Annotated in this window: 18 protein-coding genes and 1 pseudogene; 8 read left to right on the top strand and 11 right to left on the bottom strand. The window is 56.0% G+C overall.

The genetic code is table 11. From position 1 onward, the window contains the following. Positions 1 to 55 precede the first annotated feature (55 nt). Entirely contained in the window at positions 56 to 991 is a 936-nt protein-coding gene (ttcA, locus tag WFN61_RS13525; protein ID WP_312282382.1) for a tRNA 2-thiocytidine(32) synthetase TtcA, read from the top strand. 57 nt (positions 992 to 1,048) lie between these two features. Here the strand turns inward: ttcA and dbpA are convergent, their stop codons facing one another. The 5 genes from dbpA to WFN61_RS13500 all read right to left on the bottom strand — a co-directional run bounded on the left by dbpA (position 1,049) and on the right by WFN61_RS13500 (position 6,685). After that, positions 1,049 to 2,422, bottom strand: coding sequence for an ATP-dependent RNA helicase DbpA (gene dbpA, locus WFN61_RS13520; RefSeq protein WP_144815010.1), 1,374 nt, complete (start codon positions 2,420 to 2,422; stop codon positions 1,049 to 1,051). Between the two features lie 60 nt (positions 2,423 to 2,482). Beyond that, positions 2,483 to 2,632 carry a proline-rich small protein YnaL gene (gene ynaL / locus WFN61_RS13515; RefSeq protein ID WP_186370524.1) on the bottom strand — a complete coding sequence of 50 codons (150 nt, stop codon included), beginning with the start codon at positions 2,630 to 2,632 and terminating at the stop codon, positions 2,483 to 2,485. 277 nt (positions 2,633 to 2,909) lie between these two features. After that, positions 2,910 to 3,893 (bottom strand): zinc transporter ZntB, encoded by a 984-nt coding sequence (gene zntB / locus WFN61_RS13510; protein WP_144815005.1) that lies wholly within the window; start codon positions 3,891 to 3,893, stop codon positions 2,910 to 2,912. A gap of 68 nt (positions 3,894 to 3,961) precedes the next feature. Beyond that, positions 3,962 to 5,092, bottom strand: a complete 1,131-nt coding sequence (locus tag WFN61_RS13505; RefSeq protein WP_144815002.1) for a methyl-accepting chemotaxis protein — start codon at positions 5,090 to 5,092, stop codon at positions 3,962 to 3,964. Between the two features lie 456 nt (positions 5,093 to 5,548). Continuing rightward, a complete protein-coding gene (locus WFN61_RS13500; protein ID WP_337038781.1) occupies positions 5,549 to 6,685 on the bottom strand; it encodes an MFS transporter in 1,137 nt (378 codons plus the stop codon). A gap of 100 nt (positions 6,686 to 6,785) precedes the next feature. On the opposite strand from WFN61_RS13500, the gene WFN61_RS13495 reads away from it, so the two are divergent. Then, on the top strand, positions 6,786 to 7,556 hold the full coding sequence (locus WFN61_RS13495) for a DeoR/GlpR family DNA-binding transcription regulator (RefSeq protein ID WP_312282384.1): 771 nt from the start codon (positions 6,786 to 6,788) through the stop codon (positions 7,554 to 7,556). An 84-nt stretch (positions 7,557 to 7,640) separates the two neighbouring features. Here WFN61_RS13495 and WFN61_RS13490 read toward each other — a convergent pair whose 3' ends face one another. Continuing rightward, a complete protein-coding gene (locus tag WFN61_RS13490; RefSeq protein WP_257757786.1) occupies positions 7,641 to 8,243 on the bottom strand; it encodes a helix-turn-helix domain-containing protein in 603 nt (200 codons plus the stop codon). 43 nt (positions 8,244 to 8,286) lie between these two features. Here WFN61_RS13490 and WFN61_RS13485 point away from each other — a divergent pair, with 43 nt between their 5' ends. Continuing rightward, positions 8,287 to 8,973, top strand: coding sequence for a B3/B4 domain-containing protein (locus WFN61_RS13485; protein WP_312282385.1), 687 nt, complete (start codon positions 8,287 to 8,289; stop codon positions 8,971 to 8,973). Positions 8,974 to 9,042: 69 nt separating this feature from the next. Beyond that, on the top strand, positions 9,043 to 9,294 hold the full coding sequence (locus WFN61_RS13480) for a hypothetical protein (protein ID WP_312282386.1): 252 nt from the start codon (positions 9,043 to 9,045) through the stop codon (positions 9,292 to 9,294). Positions 9,295 to 9,361: 67 nt separating this feature from the next. Here WFN61_RS13480 and WFN61_RS13475 read toward each other — a convergent pair whose 3' ends face one another. Beyond that, entirely contained in the window at positions 9,362 to 9,970 is a 609-nt protein-coding gene (locus WFN61_RS13475; protein ID WP_312272734.1) for a TetR/AcrR family transcriptional regulator, read from the bottom strand. A gap of 129 nt (positions 9,971 to 10,099) precedes the next feature. On the opposite strand from WFN61_RS13475, the gene WFN61_RS13470 reads away from it, so the two are divergent. Beyond that, entirely contained in the window at positions 10,100 to 10,498 is a 399-nt protein-coding gene (locus WFN61_RS13470; protein WP_144814984.1) for a RidA family protein, read from the top strand. A 28-nt stretch (positions 10,499 to 10,526) separates the two neighbouring features. Then, positions 10,527 to 11,534, top strand: a complete 1,008-nt coding sequence (locus tag WFN61_RS13465; protein WP_257757791.1) for an NAD(P)-dependent oxidoreductase — start codon at positions 10,527 to 10,529, stop codon at positions 11,532 to 11,534. Positions 11,535 to 11,600: 66 nt separating this feature from the next. On the opposite strand, the gene WFN61_RS13460 is transcribed toward WFN61_RS13465, so the two are convergent. Further along, the gene (locus tag WFN61_RS13460; protein WP_257757792.1) at positions 11,601 to 12,101 is read right to left on the bottom strand and encodes a GlcG/HbpS family heme-binding protein; all 501 of its coding nucleotides are present in this window, start codon (positions 12,099 to 12,101) and stop codon (positions 11,601 to 11,603) included. A 187-nt stretch (positions 12,102 to 12,288) separates the two neighbouring features. Between WFN61_RS13460 and WFN61_RS13455 the strand changes: the two genes are divergently transcribed. Further along, positions 12,289 to 13,119, top strand: coding sequence for an MBL fold metallo-hydrolase (locus WFN61_RS13455; protein WP_337038780.1), 831 nt, complete (start codon positions 12,289 to 12,291; stop codon positions 13,117 to 13,119). A gap of 85 nt (positions 13,120 to 13,204) precedes the next feature. On the opposite strand, the gene WFN61_RS13450 is transcribed toward WFN61_RS13455, so the two are convergent. Beyond that, complete coding sequence (locus WFN61_RS13450; protein WP_257757795.1) at positions 13,205 to 13,759, bottom strand: TetR/AcrR family transcriptional regulator; 555 nt, start codon at positions 13,757 to 13,759, stop codon at positions 13,205 to 13,207. 86 nt (positions 13,760 to 13,845) lie between these two features. Between WFN61_RS13450 and WFN61_RS13445 the strand changes: the two genes are divergently transcribed. Beyond that, complete coding sequence (locus WFN61_RS13445; protein WP_144814970.1) at positions 13,846 to 14,589, top strand: SDR family NAD(P)-dependent oxidoreductase; 744 nt, start codon at positions 13,846 to 13,848, stop codon at positions 14,587 to 14,589. On the opposite strand, the pseudogene WFN61_RS13440 reads toward WFN61_RS13445, so the two are convergent. After that, positions 14,557 to 15,039 (bottom strand): annotated as a pseudogene (locus WFN61_RS13440) (MmyB family transcriptional regulator); the annotation flags it as partial. The gene WFN61_RS13445 and the pseudogene WFN61_RS13440 sit on opposite strands and share 33 nt — an antisense overlap. Before the next feature lie 91 nt (positions 15,040 to 15,130). Continuing rightward, the gene (locus WFN61_RS13435) at positions 15,131 to 16,747 is read right to left on the bottom strand and encodes a peptide ABC transporter substrate-binding protein (protein WP_337038779.1); all 1,617 of its coding nucleotides are present in this window, start codon (positions 16,745 to 16,747) and stop codon (positions 15,131 to 15,133) included. Positions 16,748 to 16,828 lie beyond the last annotated feature (81 nt).

Here is a 16,828-nt window from a genome sequence, read left to right as displayed (position 1 = left end):
CGTACCATACGCGACATAGAATGAATGACGACCCGGTCAACCGAGACAGCACACCATGCAAGAGCATCAAGACGTTAACAAGAAAGAGCAGTACAACTTAAACAAATTGCAGAAACGCCTGCGTCGTAACGTGGGCGAAGCCATTGCTGACTTCAATATGATTGAGGAGGGCGATCGCATCATGGTGTGCCTCTCCGGCGGTAAGGACAGCTACACCATGCTGGAGATCCTGCGTAACCTGCAGCAGAGCGCGCCGGTTAACTTCTCGCTGGTGGCGGTAAACCTTGACCAGAAGCAGCCGGGCTTTCCGGAGCATATTCTGCCTGCCTATCTCGAGCAGTTAGGCGTTGAGTATAAGATTGTCGAAGAGAATACCTACGGTATCGTGAAAGAGAAGATCCCCGAGGGGAAAACCACCTGCTCACTCTGCTCACGCCTGCGTCGCGGCATTCTCTACCGCACCGCAACGGAGCTGGGCGCGACCAAAATCGCCCTTGGCCACCATCGTGACGACATCTTGCAGACGCTGTTCCTGAATATGTTCTACGGCGGAAAAATGAAGGGCATGCCGCCGAAGCTGATGAGCGATGACGGCAAGCATATTGTCATCCGTCCCCTGGCCTACTGCCGGGAAAAAGACATCGAGCGTTTTGCCCAGGCTAAAGGCTACCCGATCATCCCTTGCAACCTGTGCGGCTCCCAGCCAAACCTTCAGCGCCAGGTGATTGCCGACATGCTCCGCGACTGGGACAAGCGCTACCCGGGCCGCATCGAAACCATGTTCAGCGCCATGCAGAACGTGGTGCCGTCGCACCTGAACGATATCTCGCTGTTTGACTTTAAAGGCATTACCCACGGTTCGGAAGTGGTAGACGGCGGCGATCTGGCGTTCGATCGTGAACCTATGCCGTTGCAGCCTGCGGGCTGGCAGCCGGAAGAGGACGAGACGCCGCTGGATGCCCTGCGCCTCAACGTAGTGGAAGTGAAATAACGCGCTGGCTCTCCGGTGGACAAACGCCGGAGAGCCCTATTCCTGCCCTTCTCTGCCCTACTTCAGCAGCATTACCCGGCAGCTCTTGCCTTTGATCTTACCGCTCTGTAACTGCTTCCACGCCTGGCGAGCAACGCTCTGCCGCACCGCAACGTAGACATGCGCCGGATGCACGGTGATCTTGCCGATATCCGCCCCGTTTAATCCCATATCACCGGTCATCGCGCCCAGCACGTCACCCGGACGCATCTTGGCTTTTTTACCGCCGTCGATGACCAGCGTGGCCATCTCCGCTTCCAACGGCACGATCTTGACGTTGGCGGGCGCGTTTAGCCAGTTCAGCTTGATCTGGAGCATCTCAGCAAGAATGTTGGCGCGCTGCGCCTCTTCCGGGGCACAGAAGCTGATAGCCAGGCCGCTGTTACCAGCACGGGCGGTACGTCCAATGCGGTGCACGTGCACTTCCGGATCCCATGCCAGCTCGTAGTTCACTACCAGCTCAAGGGCTTTAATGTCCAGGCCACGGGCGGCGACGTCGGTTGCAACCAGCACGCGGGCGCTACCGTTAGCAAAGCGTACCAGGGTCCGGTCGCGATCGCGCTGCTCAAGATCGCCATGCAGGGCCAGCGCCTCCTGGCCTGCGTCGTTCAGCGCGTCACAGACTTCCTGACAGTCCTTTTTGGTATTGCAGAAGACCACGCAGGAGGCAGGCAGGTGCTGGCTGAGCAGCTTCTGCAGCAGGCCGATTTTGCCCTGGCGCGAAACCTCAAAGAACTGCTGCTCAACGGCAGGCAGCGCATCAACGGTGTCGATCTCAATAGTCTGCGGCGAACGCTGTACGCGGCCGCTGATCGCCGCGATGGCTTCAGGCCAGGTAGCAGAGAAGAGTAGCGTCTGGCGTGATGCAGGCGCGAAGCGGATCACCTCGTCAATGGCGTCGCTGAAGCCCATATCCAGCATCCGGTCCGCTTCATCCATCACCAGCGTTTGCAGAGCGTCGAGGTTGACGGTGCCCTTCTGCAGGTGATCCAGCAGGCGACCCGGCGTGGCAACGATAATATGCGGCGCGTGCTGCAACGAGTCGCGCTGCGCGCCAAAGGGTTGGCCGCCGCAGAGGGTCAGAATTTTGATATTTGGCATATAGCGCGCCAGTCGACGCATCTCGTTCGCTACCTGATCGGCCAGCTCACGGGTAGGACAAAGGATCAGAGACTGAGTCTGAAAGCGGCTGGCATCGATGTGCTGCAGCAGGCCCAGGCCAAACGCCGCCGTTTTACCGCTGCCGGTTTTTGCCTGCACGCGCACATCCTGACCGGCAAGGATCGCGGGCAGCGCCGCAGCCTGCACGGGCGTCATGGTGTGGTAACCCAGCTCGTTAAGATTATCGAGCTGGGCTGTGGGCAGGGTGTTCAGTGTTGAAAAAGCGGTCACAATATTTTCTCGCGGTAAAAGGCTACGTCAGCAGGCGCGTATCCTCTCAGATCTGCCTCTTTAACGCGACATTTTAATCGGCTCCTCGTTCGGCGGCGGATCGGGCAACGGCTGTGGCCGGGGAATAGGCTCAGGAACCGGGACCGGATCGGTCGGCACGGGATCGGCGGGCAGAGAGTCAGTGGGATTCAATAAGGTAAGGCTGGACATGTTTTACCTCCGGGTGATGGCATCGCTCTCTTTAAGGGTAGAAGCTGATGCACAAGAGGCAAAAAAAAGCCGACTATTATAAGTCGGCGTCGTACGAATCAATTGTGCTATGCAGTAATTCAAAAAAGGAAGTAAGACAATATGGAGCGCAACGCCCATCGCTTGACGTTGCATTCACCTGCGAGATAGATATTGCCCTGATTGGCCTTTTTGTTTATTGATTTCGCGCAAATAAAACGGCGTTTCCATGTTCATATTTTGTTAAAAATGTGAAATTTTACAGCCATTTACTGCGATGCAGCCACCACGTGACTCCACCGATCAGCACCACCAGCATCAGGCAGAACAGCGGAAAGCCCATATGCCACTCACCGCCGGGGATCCCGCCCAGGTTCACGCCAAACAGGCCAGTTAAGAACGTACTGGGTAAAAAGACCATCGCCATCAGTGACATGGTATAGCTTCTGCGCGTCAGCGACTCCTGCATGACCTGGGTGATCTCATCGGTCATAACAGCGGTACGGGCAATACAGGCATCAATTTCATCAAGGCCGCGACCCAGCCTGTCGGCGATATCCTGCATCCGACGACGCTGATCGTCATTCATCCACGGAAAACGCTCGCTGGCCAGCCGGGCATAGACGTCACGCTGGGGAGCCATATAGCGGCGCATCACAATCAGCTGCTTGCGCAGCAGAGCAAGAAAACCACGGGGCGGGATCTGCTGGTCGAGTAGATTATCTTCCAGGTCAATAATCTTATCGTGCAGCTCTTCGATAAATTCGCTGGCGTGATCGGTTAGCGCATCGCAGACGTCCACCAGCCAGCCACCGCAGTCCACCGGCCCGGTTCCCTCCTCCAGATCCTTGACCACGTCGTCCAGCGCCAGCACTTTCCGCTGGCGGGTAGAGACAATCAGCCGCTCATCCATATAGAGACGCATGGCGACCAGTTGATCGGGACGCTCGTCGGTGCTGCCGTTGATGCAGCGCAGCGTGATTAGCGTTCCCTCGCCCATACGGGTAACGCGCGGGCGCAGGCTTTCGCCAGCCAGTGCATCGCGGATGTTATTAGGCAGCAGCGGCGTAGAGGCCAGCCATTGGGCGCTCTCCGGCTGGGTATAGTTGAGATGCAACCAGCAAGGATGGTCACCGTCAATAACGTCATCATCGCCCAGCGGCTTTACGCCCCCTTTGCCGTCCAGCAGCCATGCATAAACCGCATCCGGCACGTTAACGTCCGATCCCTTAATCGCCTCCACGGCTCCTCCACATTTAGCATGCTAATAGTGACAGTCTAGCTGGGCGGCGTCAGTAAGTAATCTGAAAATTAGCCATTACACTGAATTTGCAGGGGAAAAGGTGAATTTCCCGCAGGCGCAGAACCCGCCAGGCGGAAGTTACGCGTTCTGCCTTGCAGTTCAATAACCTGACGCTTAAGCACGTCGGAGGATCCAGCCAGCTCGTCAACCATCGTGGCGTTGCTTTGCGTGACGCGTTCCAGCTCCGAGAGTGCCTGGGTGATCTGTGCGATACCCTTCTCCTGCTGTAGCGTCGCCACGGAAACCTCATCCATTAGCTTACTCAATAGTCCGGAGCCGGAGACGATCTCAAGCATGTTCTTCTCCGCCTCATCAACGATGGTGACGCCCTGGGAGACGTTCTGCGCAGTAACGTCAATCAGTGATTTGATGCTTTTTGCCGCTTCAGCGCTGCGGTGAGCAAGATGGCGTACCTCACCGGCTACCACCGAGAAGCCTTTACCGTGCTCCCCTGCCCGCGCTGCCTCTACCGCCGCATTGAGCGCCAGAATATTTGTCTGGAAGGCTATGCCATCAATCAGAGAGATAATTTCCGTCATCTGGCGCGCGCAGTCGGTAATGGATTGCATATTGGCCGCCACCTGCGTCATCAGCTCGCCCCCCTGACGTGCGCAGCGGGTCGCCTCATCTGCCTGCTGGCTGGCAAGCTGGGTATTACCCGCGTTATTTTTGGTGCTGGCAGCCATCTGCTCCATGCTGGACGCCGTCTGGATAAGCGCCGCAGACTGCTCCTCGGTTTTCACCGACAGTTCGGTACTGCGAGCAGCGAGCTGTTCGGAGAGATCCATAGCAGATTGGGAGGAGGCACGGATTTCACGCACCAGGGTGGCGATGTTGCTGGCAAGACTGTTAATACCGGGGATGAGGCGCCCCGCACAGTTGTTGCCAAACTCAGGGATCGTCACAGACAGGTTTCCCGCCGTGACCTCATCGATACTTTTTTTCACCGTATTAATAGGCGAGACAAGATAGGTTGTAAGATATAGCCACATAAAAGAAAGGGTTAAAACGGATACCGCGCAAATTAGCAGCATCAGGGTATTATTTTTTGTGAGAGCTATCACTAATATATTCATTAGCCCTAATGAAGCAAACAAGTATATCATTATGAACGTGCGCACACTCATATTTCGGAACATAAAAAGCACCCTAGTACATCAGCAGGAGATAACAGCTTTATATCATCGGAAATACGCTTTTTCATCTCTATTTTTAACCGATAATGTGTTTGCCGTTAAGTGATATCAATTTGTACCAAGGTAGCATTTTACACCGTCCGATACTATAAAATCAGGATCATCTGTTATTTAGATGTTCCAGCTGCTTCATTTTTCAGCAAAATATATCATACAGAGCAACCTTAAGATTTCTTAATAATAAAAAGCAGTCACAAGCCTAAAATAGAGTTTAGCCAAGCTTAAATTAGTAGTCGGAGGGATATATCAACCATGTAAGCGACAAAGAATCAACCCAGGGCAGATTCAATATGACAACCCCTTGAAAAAATAACTTTTTAATATTTTATTTATAGCGTTAATTGTATTCACAGCAGAAAAAATAAAAAAGCAGGGCGTCAATAGCCGCCCTGCTACGTATTACATCTCTTCCCGCAGCTTCATAGTTTTGTTGAGCACGGCGCTGAGCAACAGGACGACGATCATGAGGGCGGCAACAACGATAAAGGCATGGGGTAATGAACTGTGATGGGCAATAAAGCCGATCATCGCCGGGCCAGACAGCACACCGATATAGCCCAGCGTAGTTACGGCGGGAACGGCGACCATCTGCGGCATGCTCGTTTGTTTACCAATCTGGCTAAACATGACCGGGACGATGTTAGCGCATCCGGCACCGATAAGCAGGTAGCCTACCAGCAGCAGCATGAGCGAGCCGGCGGTAAAAATCAGGCAGAAACCCGCGAAGGCCATGATGGCCCCACACACGACTACCCGCAGCTGGCCCACGCGGGCAATGATCGCATCACCGCTGAGACGTCCGATGGTCATCGCCACGGCAAAGCAGGTAAAGCCCAGCCCGCCCAGCGAATCCGCCACGTTTCTCACCTCGACGAGGTAGACCGCGCTCCAGTCGAGGACGGTTCCTTCAGCCAGAAAGACAATAAAGCAGATGATCCCCAGCAGTAGCACCTCACCTTTAGGGATGGCAAAAGCCGGACCTTCGGTCGGGTTAGCATAGGGCAAAAAGTGGCGGAAGCTGACGGCTACCAGTAAAGCCACCAGCAACACAATCACCAGCGTTGCGCTCAGAATGGTCAGGCCTATGCTGAGCAGGCCGGTCATTACTCCTGCCCCGGCAATGCCGCCCACGCTATACATCCCGTGAAAACCGGACATCAGCGGCACGTTCTGGTTTTTCTCCACGAGGATAGCCTGAATATTCATGGCACAGTCCGTCATCCCTATCCCGGTACCAAAGATCAGCAGCAGCAGGCCCAGGCTTAGCGGGCTCTCGGCCAGCGTCAGGAAAGGCATCGACAGAAGGATAATCAGCACGGCGCAGCCAATAATCTTGCGGCAGCCGAAGCGGGATGACAGCGGCCCGGCCAGCGGCATCGAGATAATCGCCCCGCCCCCCAGACAGAGCAGCAGAATGCCGAGCAGGGCATCATTGGCCCCTGTATTGAGTTTGGCGAAGGGGACCATTACCGCCCATGCTGCGGTTGCCAGTCCGGCAACGAAGAAAATAATTCGAGTCGCTAGCTTCTCATTCATGCAGGATCTCTTTTTGGTTAAGGGCAAATTCGTTTGACGAGACAATGGTAATGCACGATTATGCTCCGTATTGCTCGATTCGGGATTTTTAGGAGTTAACATGCTCGATTATGCAGCTTTACCCGAGCAGCGACAAGTGCTCATCAGGCAGATCCTTGAAGAGAATGGTCGCGTGCTCTGTAGCGAACTGGCCGTGCGGCTGGGGGTATCAGAACATACTGTTCGCCGTGACTTACATGAGCTTAGCAATGAGGGTGTCTGTAAAAAGGTTTACGGCGGAGCCATCATGATGCTGCCGGAGTCCGGGGACTACGCCGTGCGAAAAGAGAAAAATCAGGTCAAAAAGAGCAAAATCGCGCAGCGCTGCGCCCGGCTGGTGAAGTCCGGCAGCGCTATTTTTATGGATACAGGAACGACCAACCTGGCAATGGCTGAGGCGCTTCCCGCCGAGCTGGCGCTCACCGTTGTCACCAACTCGCCGGAGATTGCGGTGGCGCTGCTGAAAAAGCCACTGTATGAGGTGATCGTTCTTGGTGGCCAGGTTCAGCGCGCCTCCGGCGGCTGCGTGGGGATGCCAGCCATTGCCCAGATCCAGGGCATGCTCTTTGACCAGGGGTTTATCGGCGGCTGTGCAATGGCCCCGGAGTCGGGCCTGACAGGGTTCGATTACGCCGACTGCGAGTTCAAAAAAGCGGTGATCGCCCAGTGCAATGAGACCATCGTCGCGCTTACCGCCAATAAGATCCCCGCCGTAGCCCGCTACGTGGTCGCCGCCTGTAGCGAGATCGACGTCATGGTCGTTGAAGAGAATATCAGCAAAGCCTACGCCGATGCTTTCCGCGGGCACGATATCCAAATCTATACGGTGTAGCCTGCAACATGGCAGGATGAACAGATAAATGCCCGGTGGCGCTGCGCTTACCTGGCCTACGAGCAAGTTATTGACGGGCCACTATCAGCGGCTTTTTTCATACACCGTCATGGTGAATTCAATCGCGTCGCGGGTGTTATTTTTATAGGCATGGGGCCGGTCGGTGCTGGCCACCGCCGAGCACCCTTCGTTAATAACATAATCACGTCCATCAACCTGAAGCGTGAGCTGGCCCCGGTTGACAAACAGCAGCTCGCAGGTGTCGGCAGGATGGCCCGATGAGGCAAACGCTTCGCCGGGTTGCATCACCCACTGCCACAGCTCCAGCATATCCGGCCCGCGTGTACCCGCCAGCAGCTTCGCGCTTCCGCCCTTATCTCCCTGCCACAGCACGGGAATATCACTCCGGTCGATAAGATGTACCGTCGGTTCACTGGCAACGTTCACAATGTCGGCAACGGAGACGTTCATTGCCGCTGCAATTTTGCACAGCAACGCAATGCTGGGATTAGCCTTACAGCCTTCAATATCCACCAGCATCCCCTTGCTGACGCCAGCCAGGCGCGAAAGCTCGTCGAGCGACAGCTTTTTTTGGCTGCGGTAGAGCTTGATGCGCTGGGAAACCGCTTGATTGATGGTGCTAACGTCGGCACCGCTTGTGGTCGCTATATTGACTTTTTTGGTCATCGGTCGATATCATGGAATAAATCAGTCATTAAAGGATTATGCGATGTCCATACCGTTACCGTCAATCAGCCCGGAGCTGGCACGTATCGCTCCCGGCTTTCGTGCGTTAAGTATCTATGTGAAAGCCGCGCCGCTGGGTGATATTCAGCTTGGGGAGCGAGCGTTGAAAGAGGCCTGTCAGGCCGTGCTTGACGGTCAACCCGCGTGGGCGGAAAGTCATCTGAACGCCTGGAGTGAGGTGTTCAAAGCCTTTGGCGCCAAGCCCAAACGTACACCCTGCTCTGCTGAAGCGCTGCGTAAGCGGGTGCTGCGGGACGGCACCATGGCGGCGCTGGATCCGGTTGTCGATCTCTATAATGCAGTTAGCCTGCGCTATGCTGTGCCGGTGGGCGGAGAAAATTTCGCTGCCTACAGCGGCCTGCCGAGGTTGGTCATTGCCGACGGTACAGAAACGTTCGATACCTTCAAGGAGGGCTTGCCCGCCGCCGAGTCGCCGGAGCCGGGGGAAGTTATCTGGCGTGACGATATCGGCGTAACCTGTCGCCGCTGGAACTGGCGTCAGGGCGTTCGCACCCGTCTGAGCGCAGCCGATCGAGAGATGTGGTTTATTCTGGAAAGCCTGCCGGAGATGCCCCTTGATGCGCTGCACGCTGCAGGCAACATGCTCACCGACGGCCTTACGCAGATGATGCCCGGCCTGGAATTTAACACTACGCTGGTTGAAGGCTGATCGATGCCTGGTGACATACAACGTGTGCTCATCATAGGCAATAGCGGATCGGGGAAAAGCTGGTTGGCTATGCGACTGGCAGAAAAGATCGCACTGCCTGTCACGGATTTAGACACACTTAACTGGGAACCAGGCGGCTACGGTAAGGCTCGAGCAAAAGAAGCTGTTTTGCAGGACGCGCTGGCGATCGCGCGTGAATCGCGCTGGATTATAGAGGGCGTCTATGGCTGGATTGCCGAGAAGTTTGCAAAAGCCAGTCCGGCAAAACGCGTCAGGCTCTCCAGTCGCGATGAGATGAATCAATTTTTGAGCACATTTTGAATCGTTAATGCACCAGCGAAGGAGTCCGCCGTGACCAGACTCCTCAAAATCAGGACTTAGCCGCTACTTAAATTTTCGCCGATCCCTCGTCATTGCGTAAGCCACTTGCCAGTTGCGTAAACACGTCAATAATTTTCGGCAGCGCCCTCTCCGGCTCGTTGCTGGCCGCGATCCAGATCGCCGCGTTCATCGCAGCACTGTTTAACATATGCGCTGCGGCATCGGCATCTACGGCCTTAAGCACGCCGTCCTCAAGCATTTTTTTAACCGTCTGGCGGGTGGCGTCAAGGCAGCTAATCTGCCCAGGCCACTGGGCAGGATCGCCCAGAAACGCCGGGCCATCAAGCAGCACGATGCGCCGCACCTCTGGATCCAGCGCCATCTTGATGTAGGCAACGCCCTCGGCCAACAACCTTTCCCAGTCGTCGCTGGCATGAGAGGCATCAGCCCTGGCACGTTCTGCCATCTCACCATCAATCTGAGCTACCACGGCGGCAAGCAGCCCCTTTTTATCGCCAAAATTGTGATAGAGCGCGCCACGTGTTAGCCCAACGCTGGCGGTTAACTCATCCATTGAAGCAGCGGCAAACCCCTTTTCAGCAAAGGCTTTCCGCGCTGCCGCGATCAGTTTTTCGCGGTTCTCTTCCATCGTTTCGCTGCGTCGCTTGGCAACCATACCCTCTCCATATCTATTTGACATACGCGGCGTATGTGTGCTTAATTTCACATACGCCGCGTATATTAAACCATATATCCGTGCTGCGCTTTACGTTTTTTCACCCTGAACAAAAGTAAAGGATACCCTATGATTCAGCGCGAACCGATTTTCCCCGCCAGCCGCCATGCGCTCTATGAAGAGCACGGCTACTCTGCCGCGATCCGTTCCGGCGATTTGCTGTTTGTCTCTGGCCAGGTGGGAAGCCGCGCCGATGGCACGCCGGAGCCGGATTTTGCTGCTCAGGTGCAGCTGGCATTTGATAACCTGAAGGCCACGCTGGCGGCTGCGGGCTGCACCTTTGACGATCTTATCGATGTCACCACCTTCCATACTGACCCACAAAATCAGTTTCCCACGATCATGCAGGTCAAACAGGCTATTTTCCCACAACCTCCCTATCCAAACTGGACAGCCGTTGGCGTTACCTGGCTCGCAGGATTTGATTTCGAAATCAAGGTAATTGCCCGCATCCCTGGCCGTTCGTAGCTTGTCACGTAAACGAGGAGAAACGCTTATGTCATTCGATCCTATCCTGTTAATGGGCGGTTCCGGCGCTATTGGTCACCAGACCGCTCGGGCAATACAGGCCATTTATCCTGATGTTCCTCTGCTCATAGGGGGACGCGATCTTAGCAAGGCTCAGCGCGCAGCGGCAGAAATGGGTCATGCGCAAGGTGTTGTAATCGACACGGCCTCTGACGATCTGGGCCTGGGTGAGCAAAACGTCAGCGCGGTGGTCGTTCTCTATAAGGATCACACCCTTGCCAGCCTCCGCTTCGCCCAGAAACGCGGCGTACCGCATCTGAGTATCTCGTCGGGAATATTCGAGATAGCCCCGGAAATCGCCAGCTTTATGCATGCCCCAACGGCCTCGGCGATCGTGCTTGGCTACGAGTGGCTGGTAGGCGCAACCACGGTGCCTGCGCTCCATCTGGCGAAATCATTCAGCCAGGTAGAGGAGATCCGCATTGGTGCTTTGGTTGATGAAGAGGATACCGGCGGTCCGGCGGTGGCCGCAGATTTCGAACATCTGAATCACCTTCTGCCTGCGGCACTCACGCTCCGGGAGGGTATCTGGCTCTGGCGCGAGGGCGATGATGCCAAAACCGTTTTCTCCGCGCTGGACGGCACTGAAATTCATGCCGCCGGCTTCTCCTCAATCGACGTGACGGGTCTGGCCGCCGCGACCGGCGCGCGCAGCGTTCAGTTCGACTTGGGTCAGGGGGTCAGCTCAAGCCGACGTAAAGGCGGCGCATTATCAACGGAGATCCTGCTGGATATTTCTGGTTTGGATCACGCTGGGCAGGCCCTTCACACCCGACACGCGGTCGTGCATCCGGGCGGCGCGGCACCGCTGACGGGAATGGGGATAGCCTTGCTCCTTGAGCGGCTTATCGGCCTGGATGGCATGCCGCCAGTCGCGTCTGGCCTCTATTTCCCGTGGCAGATCCTGGATGCATCGCGCTATCTGGCACGCCTGGCGCAGGAAGGCGGAGAAGTTCTGGAACTGCCTTCGTCATAAAAATCCCGTTTGGAACACCCACCGGCGAGCTAACCCTTCGCCCGCCGGTCTCCTCTTCTGCTGGTGTTACTCCTGGTGGTTTTCGTCCAATACCTTTTTAATGGCGTCGGCACCACACTGGTCGTCAGACTCTGCGCCCCCGGTTCCCGCCATGCCAACGGCACCAATGACCTGACCGCGATACTTAACCGGTACGCCGCCGCCCAGCAGCAGTAATTCATTAACGGTATTAAGGTTAACGGAGTCCGGGGAGGATTGCGCCTTAACAGCGAGCTGTTTAGTCGGTGTTTTCGTCGACAATGCCGTGAAAGCCTTTCGCCACGCAGCCTGCGTATTATGCGGCCCCACGTTATCATCCCTCATCAGCGCAACCAGGTTTCCGCCACGATCCACGACGGCCGCTACCCCCTGACGGTTCATACCATGACAGACAGACAGTGCCTCTGTAACCAGCTTGCTGCCAAGCTCCTGCGTCATGTCATAGACCGCCGCTGGCTGGGCTGAGAGCGCCACGCCCGGAGCAGCAAGCAGCATGGCGAGGGACAGGGCAGCGATAGGCTTTTTCATCTTTAATTCTCCTGAGTTAATCACCCTGCTGTTATACCCGTCCGGTTGTCCTGACTACCTGACAGGAGGATGACAATATTGTCATCTGGGGCGCAAACAGATATCGCCCCTACCGATACTTCGCGCAGAAAGAGAGGTATGTCCTAACATGATTAAGTAGGCCATCACACATAACCGAGAGGAAAATATGAAAGTTCATCATCTTAACTGCGGGTGTATGTGTCCGGTAGGCGGCGCACTATTTGATGGTTTTAGTAAAGGCGTGTTTGCCCATTTGGTATGCCACTGTCTGCTTATTGAAACTGACCGGGACGGATTAGTGCTGGTTGATACAGGGTTTGGCCGGGACGATGTCCGTCAGCCGGAAAAACGGCTCTCAGGCTTTTTCCGGGTAATGAATAATATTCAAAGACGGGAAATGTTGACGGCCCGCTCGCGTATAGAAGCGCTGGGGTTCAGAGCAGACGATGTCCGGCATATCATCCTTACGCATCTTGATTTTGACCATGCGGGTGGGCTGACGGATTTTCCTCACGCACGGATACACCTGCTGCAAACAGAGATCGATACCGCACAGCAGCGGCACAGCTGGCTGGCACGCGAGCGCTATCGGCCCGGCCAGTGGAGCGGGATATCTGGCTGGACAGGCTACAAACCGCAGGGGGAAACATGGTACGGCTTCGAGGCGGTTACGGCCCTGCAAGGGTTGCCTCCGGAGATCCTGCTCGTTCCCCTGGCAGGCCATACCACCGGGCATGCGGGCATTGCCGTAAGCCAGCCAAACGGGTGGCTACTGCATGGGGGTGACGCCTGGTTCTACCGCGGCGAAATGGACCTGCAAAAACCGCACTGCACGCCCGGCCTGCGTTTTTATCAGTGGATGATGGCGATGGATAACGGCACGAGACACCGTACGCAACAGCAGTTACGGGAGCTGTTTGGTCGCTATAAGCAAGAGATCACCTTCTTTTGCAGCCATGATGCCAAAGAGTTACAAACATTTGATTTTAATAGTTAAAATGGTTAACGCTGCCTGATTTTTTGCCTGCAGGCAGGCGCTTTTAGGGCCAGATTATGTATAGGGTCGTTCCATGACAAAGCATTTATTGCGCCTGGATCCCATTCAGGAACAGATCGACCAGATGGGCAATGCGCGTTGTTGAGGCATTCTCCTGTTCAGCTGCCAGGGAAACGGCGATGACGATGTAAACAATATCGTCAAAAGTGATATCGCTCCGGAAGGAACCGGCCTCTTGCCCGCGGATCAGCAGTCTGCGCCCCTCCTCAGTTACCGCCATACAGCCGGGCGTACCGCTCTGGAGAACCGTGCCAAGGGATGACGCCAGCCCCCGCCAGATTTGCGTGTTCCGCACCAGTCCTTCCAAAAAAGCGCACATCGTGCTGAACGGATCGCGCGCGTCATCTCCTGCGCGGCTCACTTGTGCAAAATTAAGAAGACGTACATTCCAGGCAGCCGCCAGCAGCACCTCGCGGGACGGAAAGCGCCGATAGAGCGTACCAATGCCAACCCCTGCACGCCGGGCCACCTCTTCCAGCGACGCGCCTGCGCCTTGCTCAAGAAATACCGTTTCGGCGGCAGCAACAATGCGCTCGCGGTTGCGCTGTGCATCGGCACGTAATCCCGTTTCGTTATCCATTTTGTGCCCTCGTGGTTGTACGCTAAGCGGAGGCTACTACCCTTTATTAAGTGGAACAATCCTCCACTTAATGAAAAGGTGATGAAATGAGCCAAAAATTTGCCAATAAAGTCGTGGTAATTACCGGGGGCAGCGACGGGATCGGTCTGGCGACAGCAAAACGCTTTGCCGCAGAGGGTGCGCAGGTGTACGTGACGGCGCGACGTCAGGAGCCGCTGGATATCGCAGTGAAGGAGATTGGTCACGGGGCGGTTGGCATACAGGGAGACGTCGCCGATCCTGCCAGCCTCGATCGACTTTATGAGCGCATTGCACACGAGCGTGGCCGGATCGATGTCGTTTTCGCCAATGCCGGTATCTCTGAATCTGCAGCGCTTGATGAGATAGACGACGCCCACGTTGACCGGGTGTTCAGCGTCAATGTCAAAGGTACGCTCTATACGGTGCAGAAAGCGCTTCCGCTAATGACTACCGGCGGTACGGTGATCCTTGCCGGTTCGGTGGCGGGCAGCAAGGGCATCGGCAGCCTGTCGGTATACAGCGCGACAAAAGCCGCCATCCGCTCATTTGCCCGCACCTGGACCACCGATCTGAAAGCGCGGGGCATCCGGGTGAACGTGGTTTCGCCGGGAATGATCCTTACTCCGGCGATGCAGAGCTACTTGCAAGCCAATGACGGCATGGAAGAGGTTTTCCAAAATATGGCACCGTTCGGCCGGCTGGGTGAGGTAGATGAAGTCGCCAGCGCCGTACTGTTCCTGGCTTCTGACGAGAGCCGATTCGTTGCAGGGGATGAGCTATTCGTGGATGGCGGCGTAATGGCGGTCTGAAGCGCCGCCGTAAGACAAGGATTGTCTTACCTGCTCGTCAACTTTACTACGGCTCTCTTCATTGGCCGGGTTAAAAACCAGCATCGCGAGATCGGGCCGCCCTTCTACCATAAACGTTGAAAACTCCAGCTCTATCGTCCTCGCCTGCGGGTGATTAATTCGCTTCACACCCTCCCCATGGCTGGCGACATCGTTGCTGCGCCACAGCGCATCAAATTCATGGCTCTGACGGGAAAGCTCGCCAATCAGGCTGGCCGTTTCCGCCGATTCACCCGCTCGCGCTACGTCAGAGCGAAACGCCTCCAGCACCCGTTGCAGGCGCGGCGTGATATCCGTAGAGAGCGTGAAATAGGTCTCTGGCGGATGGCCAAACGCCAGAATGAACAGATGTTCGCGTTCAGGCCCCGTCAAGCGTAGCCCGCTGGCGATGCGGTTGAGTACCTCTTGACTAACGCTCAACAACTTCCCAACCCAGGATATTGCATCCTGGCTTGAGGAGTGTATTTAATCGACTCTATCTACAGACAGGAGTCAGCAACGGCTAGTGCGCCACGATATACATCGTCCGGGTGTAGGCTACGTCCTCAGGGTTATTGATTGGATAGCCCTTCAACCACGGCTTGATCAGTCGCCCGTTGGTGTACTGGTAGATTGGCGCAATAGGTGCCTCCCGCGCCAGAATCTTCTCTGCCGCGTTGTAATCCACGTTGCGCGCTTTGGCGGTCGGCTCCATCGCCGCCTGCTTCATCACCTTGTCATAGGCCGGATCGTTGAAACGGGAGATGTTACCGGTGTGGGTGGACGTCAGCAGCGACAGGAAGGTGGACGGCTCGTTGTAGTCCCCTACCCACGAGGCGCGGATCACATCGAAGTTGCCGGTGTTGCGACTGTCGATATAGGTCTTCCACTCCTGGTTTTGCAGCTTCACGTCTATTCCAAGGTTTTTGCGCCACATCGAGGCCACGGCAATAGCGATCTTTTGATGGTTCTCAGAGGTGTTATACAGCAGGGTCAGCTTCAGCGGACGGCTCGGCCCATAGCCCGCCGCCTGTAGCAGCGTTTTAGCCTGCACGTTCAGCTCGGCCTGGCTCAGCTGCTCTAATTCTGAAGGATCGGGCGTAAAGCCTGCGGTCACATCGGGGGTAAAGCGCCAGGCGGGCTTCTCGCCCGTTCCCAGCACCTTCTCTGCCATCAGGCGGCGATCGATAGTCATGCTCAGCGCCAGGCGCACGCGGGCATCGGCCGTCGGGCCCTTCTGGGTGTTAAAGGCATAGTAGTAGGTGCCTAGCTGCGGCGGGGTATAGACCTGACCGGGGATATCCTTGAGCAGCTTCTGATAGAGGTTTTTCGGGAAGGACTCGGTGATATCGATATCCCCTGCCAGATAGCGCTTGGTTGCCGCCGACTCCTGGTTAATGGGAATAAAGGTGACGGATTTGATCACCGTTTTGCCGTTATCCCAGTAGTGAGCGTTAGGCTCCAGCACCAGCTTCTCGTTGACCACCCGATCCTTGAGTACGTAGGCCCCGTTACCCACCAGCTTGCCCGGCTGGGTCCACGCTTTGTCGCTCTCGACATTGGCCTTTTGCACCGGGTAGAAGGCAAAGCTGGCGGCCAGGTTAGCAAACCATGGCAGCGGGTTATCGAGCTGTACGCGCAGGGTATGCGGGTCAACCGCCGTCACCGCCAGCGTGTCCGGCGTAGCTTTGCCATCAATAATATTCTGTGCATTGCCGATACCTGCCAGCGCGGCAAACCAGGCAAAAGGCGATGTGGTTTTAGGATCGACCAGCCGCTGCCAGCTGTAGACAAAGTCCTGGGCGGTAACCGGCGAGCCGTCTGACCAGCGGGCGTCTTTGCGCAGGGTAAAGGTCCAGCTGCGGTTATCGCTGGTGCTCCATTTGGTCGCCACGCCGGGGACAATCTCGCCCTTTTCATTCTGGTTTACCAGCCCCTCATAGAGATCGCGGATCACCTGAATCTCCGGCAGCCCAACGGCTTTAGCAGGATCGAGGGTGGCAGGCTCATCTTTAATATGACGCACCAGCGTCTGCTCCGACGCCAGCCTGGTTCCGGCAGGCACGTCAGCGGCAAAGGAGGTTGAAGAGAGACCGGATAGCCACAGCGCAGCGCAAAGAAGGGAGACGGGATATTTCATGAGATGGCCCTATAGCAAATGCCCAGAGAAAAGATGGGATAATTATTTGTTTTCGCATGGAGAAATGCAAACGGCTTAGCA

Origin of the sequence: Pseudescherichia sp. AS216 (genome assembly GCF_037152055.1) — a bacterium.
GTDB lineage: Bacteria > Pseudomonadota > Gammaproteobacteria > Enterobacterales > Enterobacteriaceae > Pseudescherichia.
This window is presented reverse-complemented; position numbering and strand designations above follow the sequence as displayed.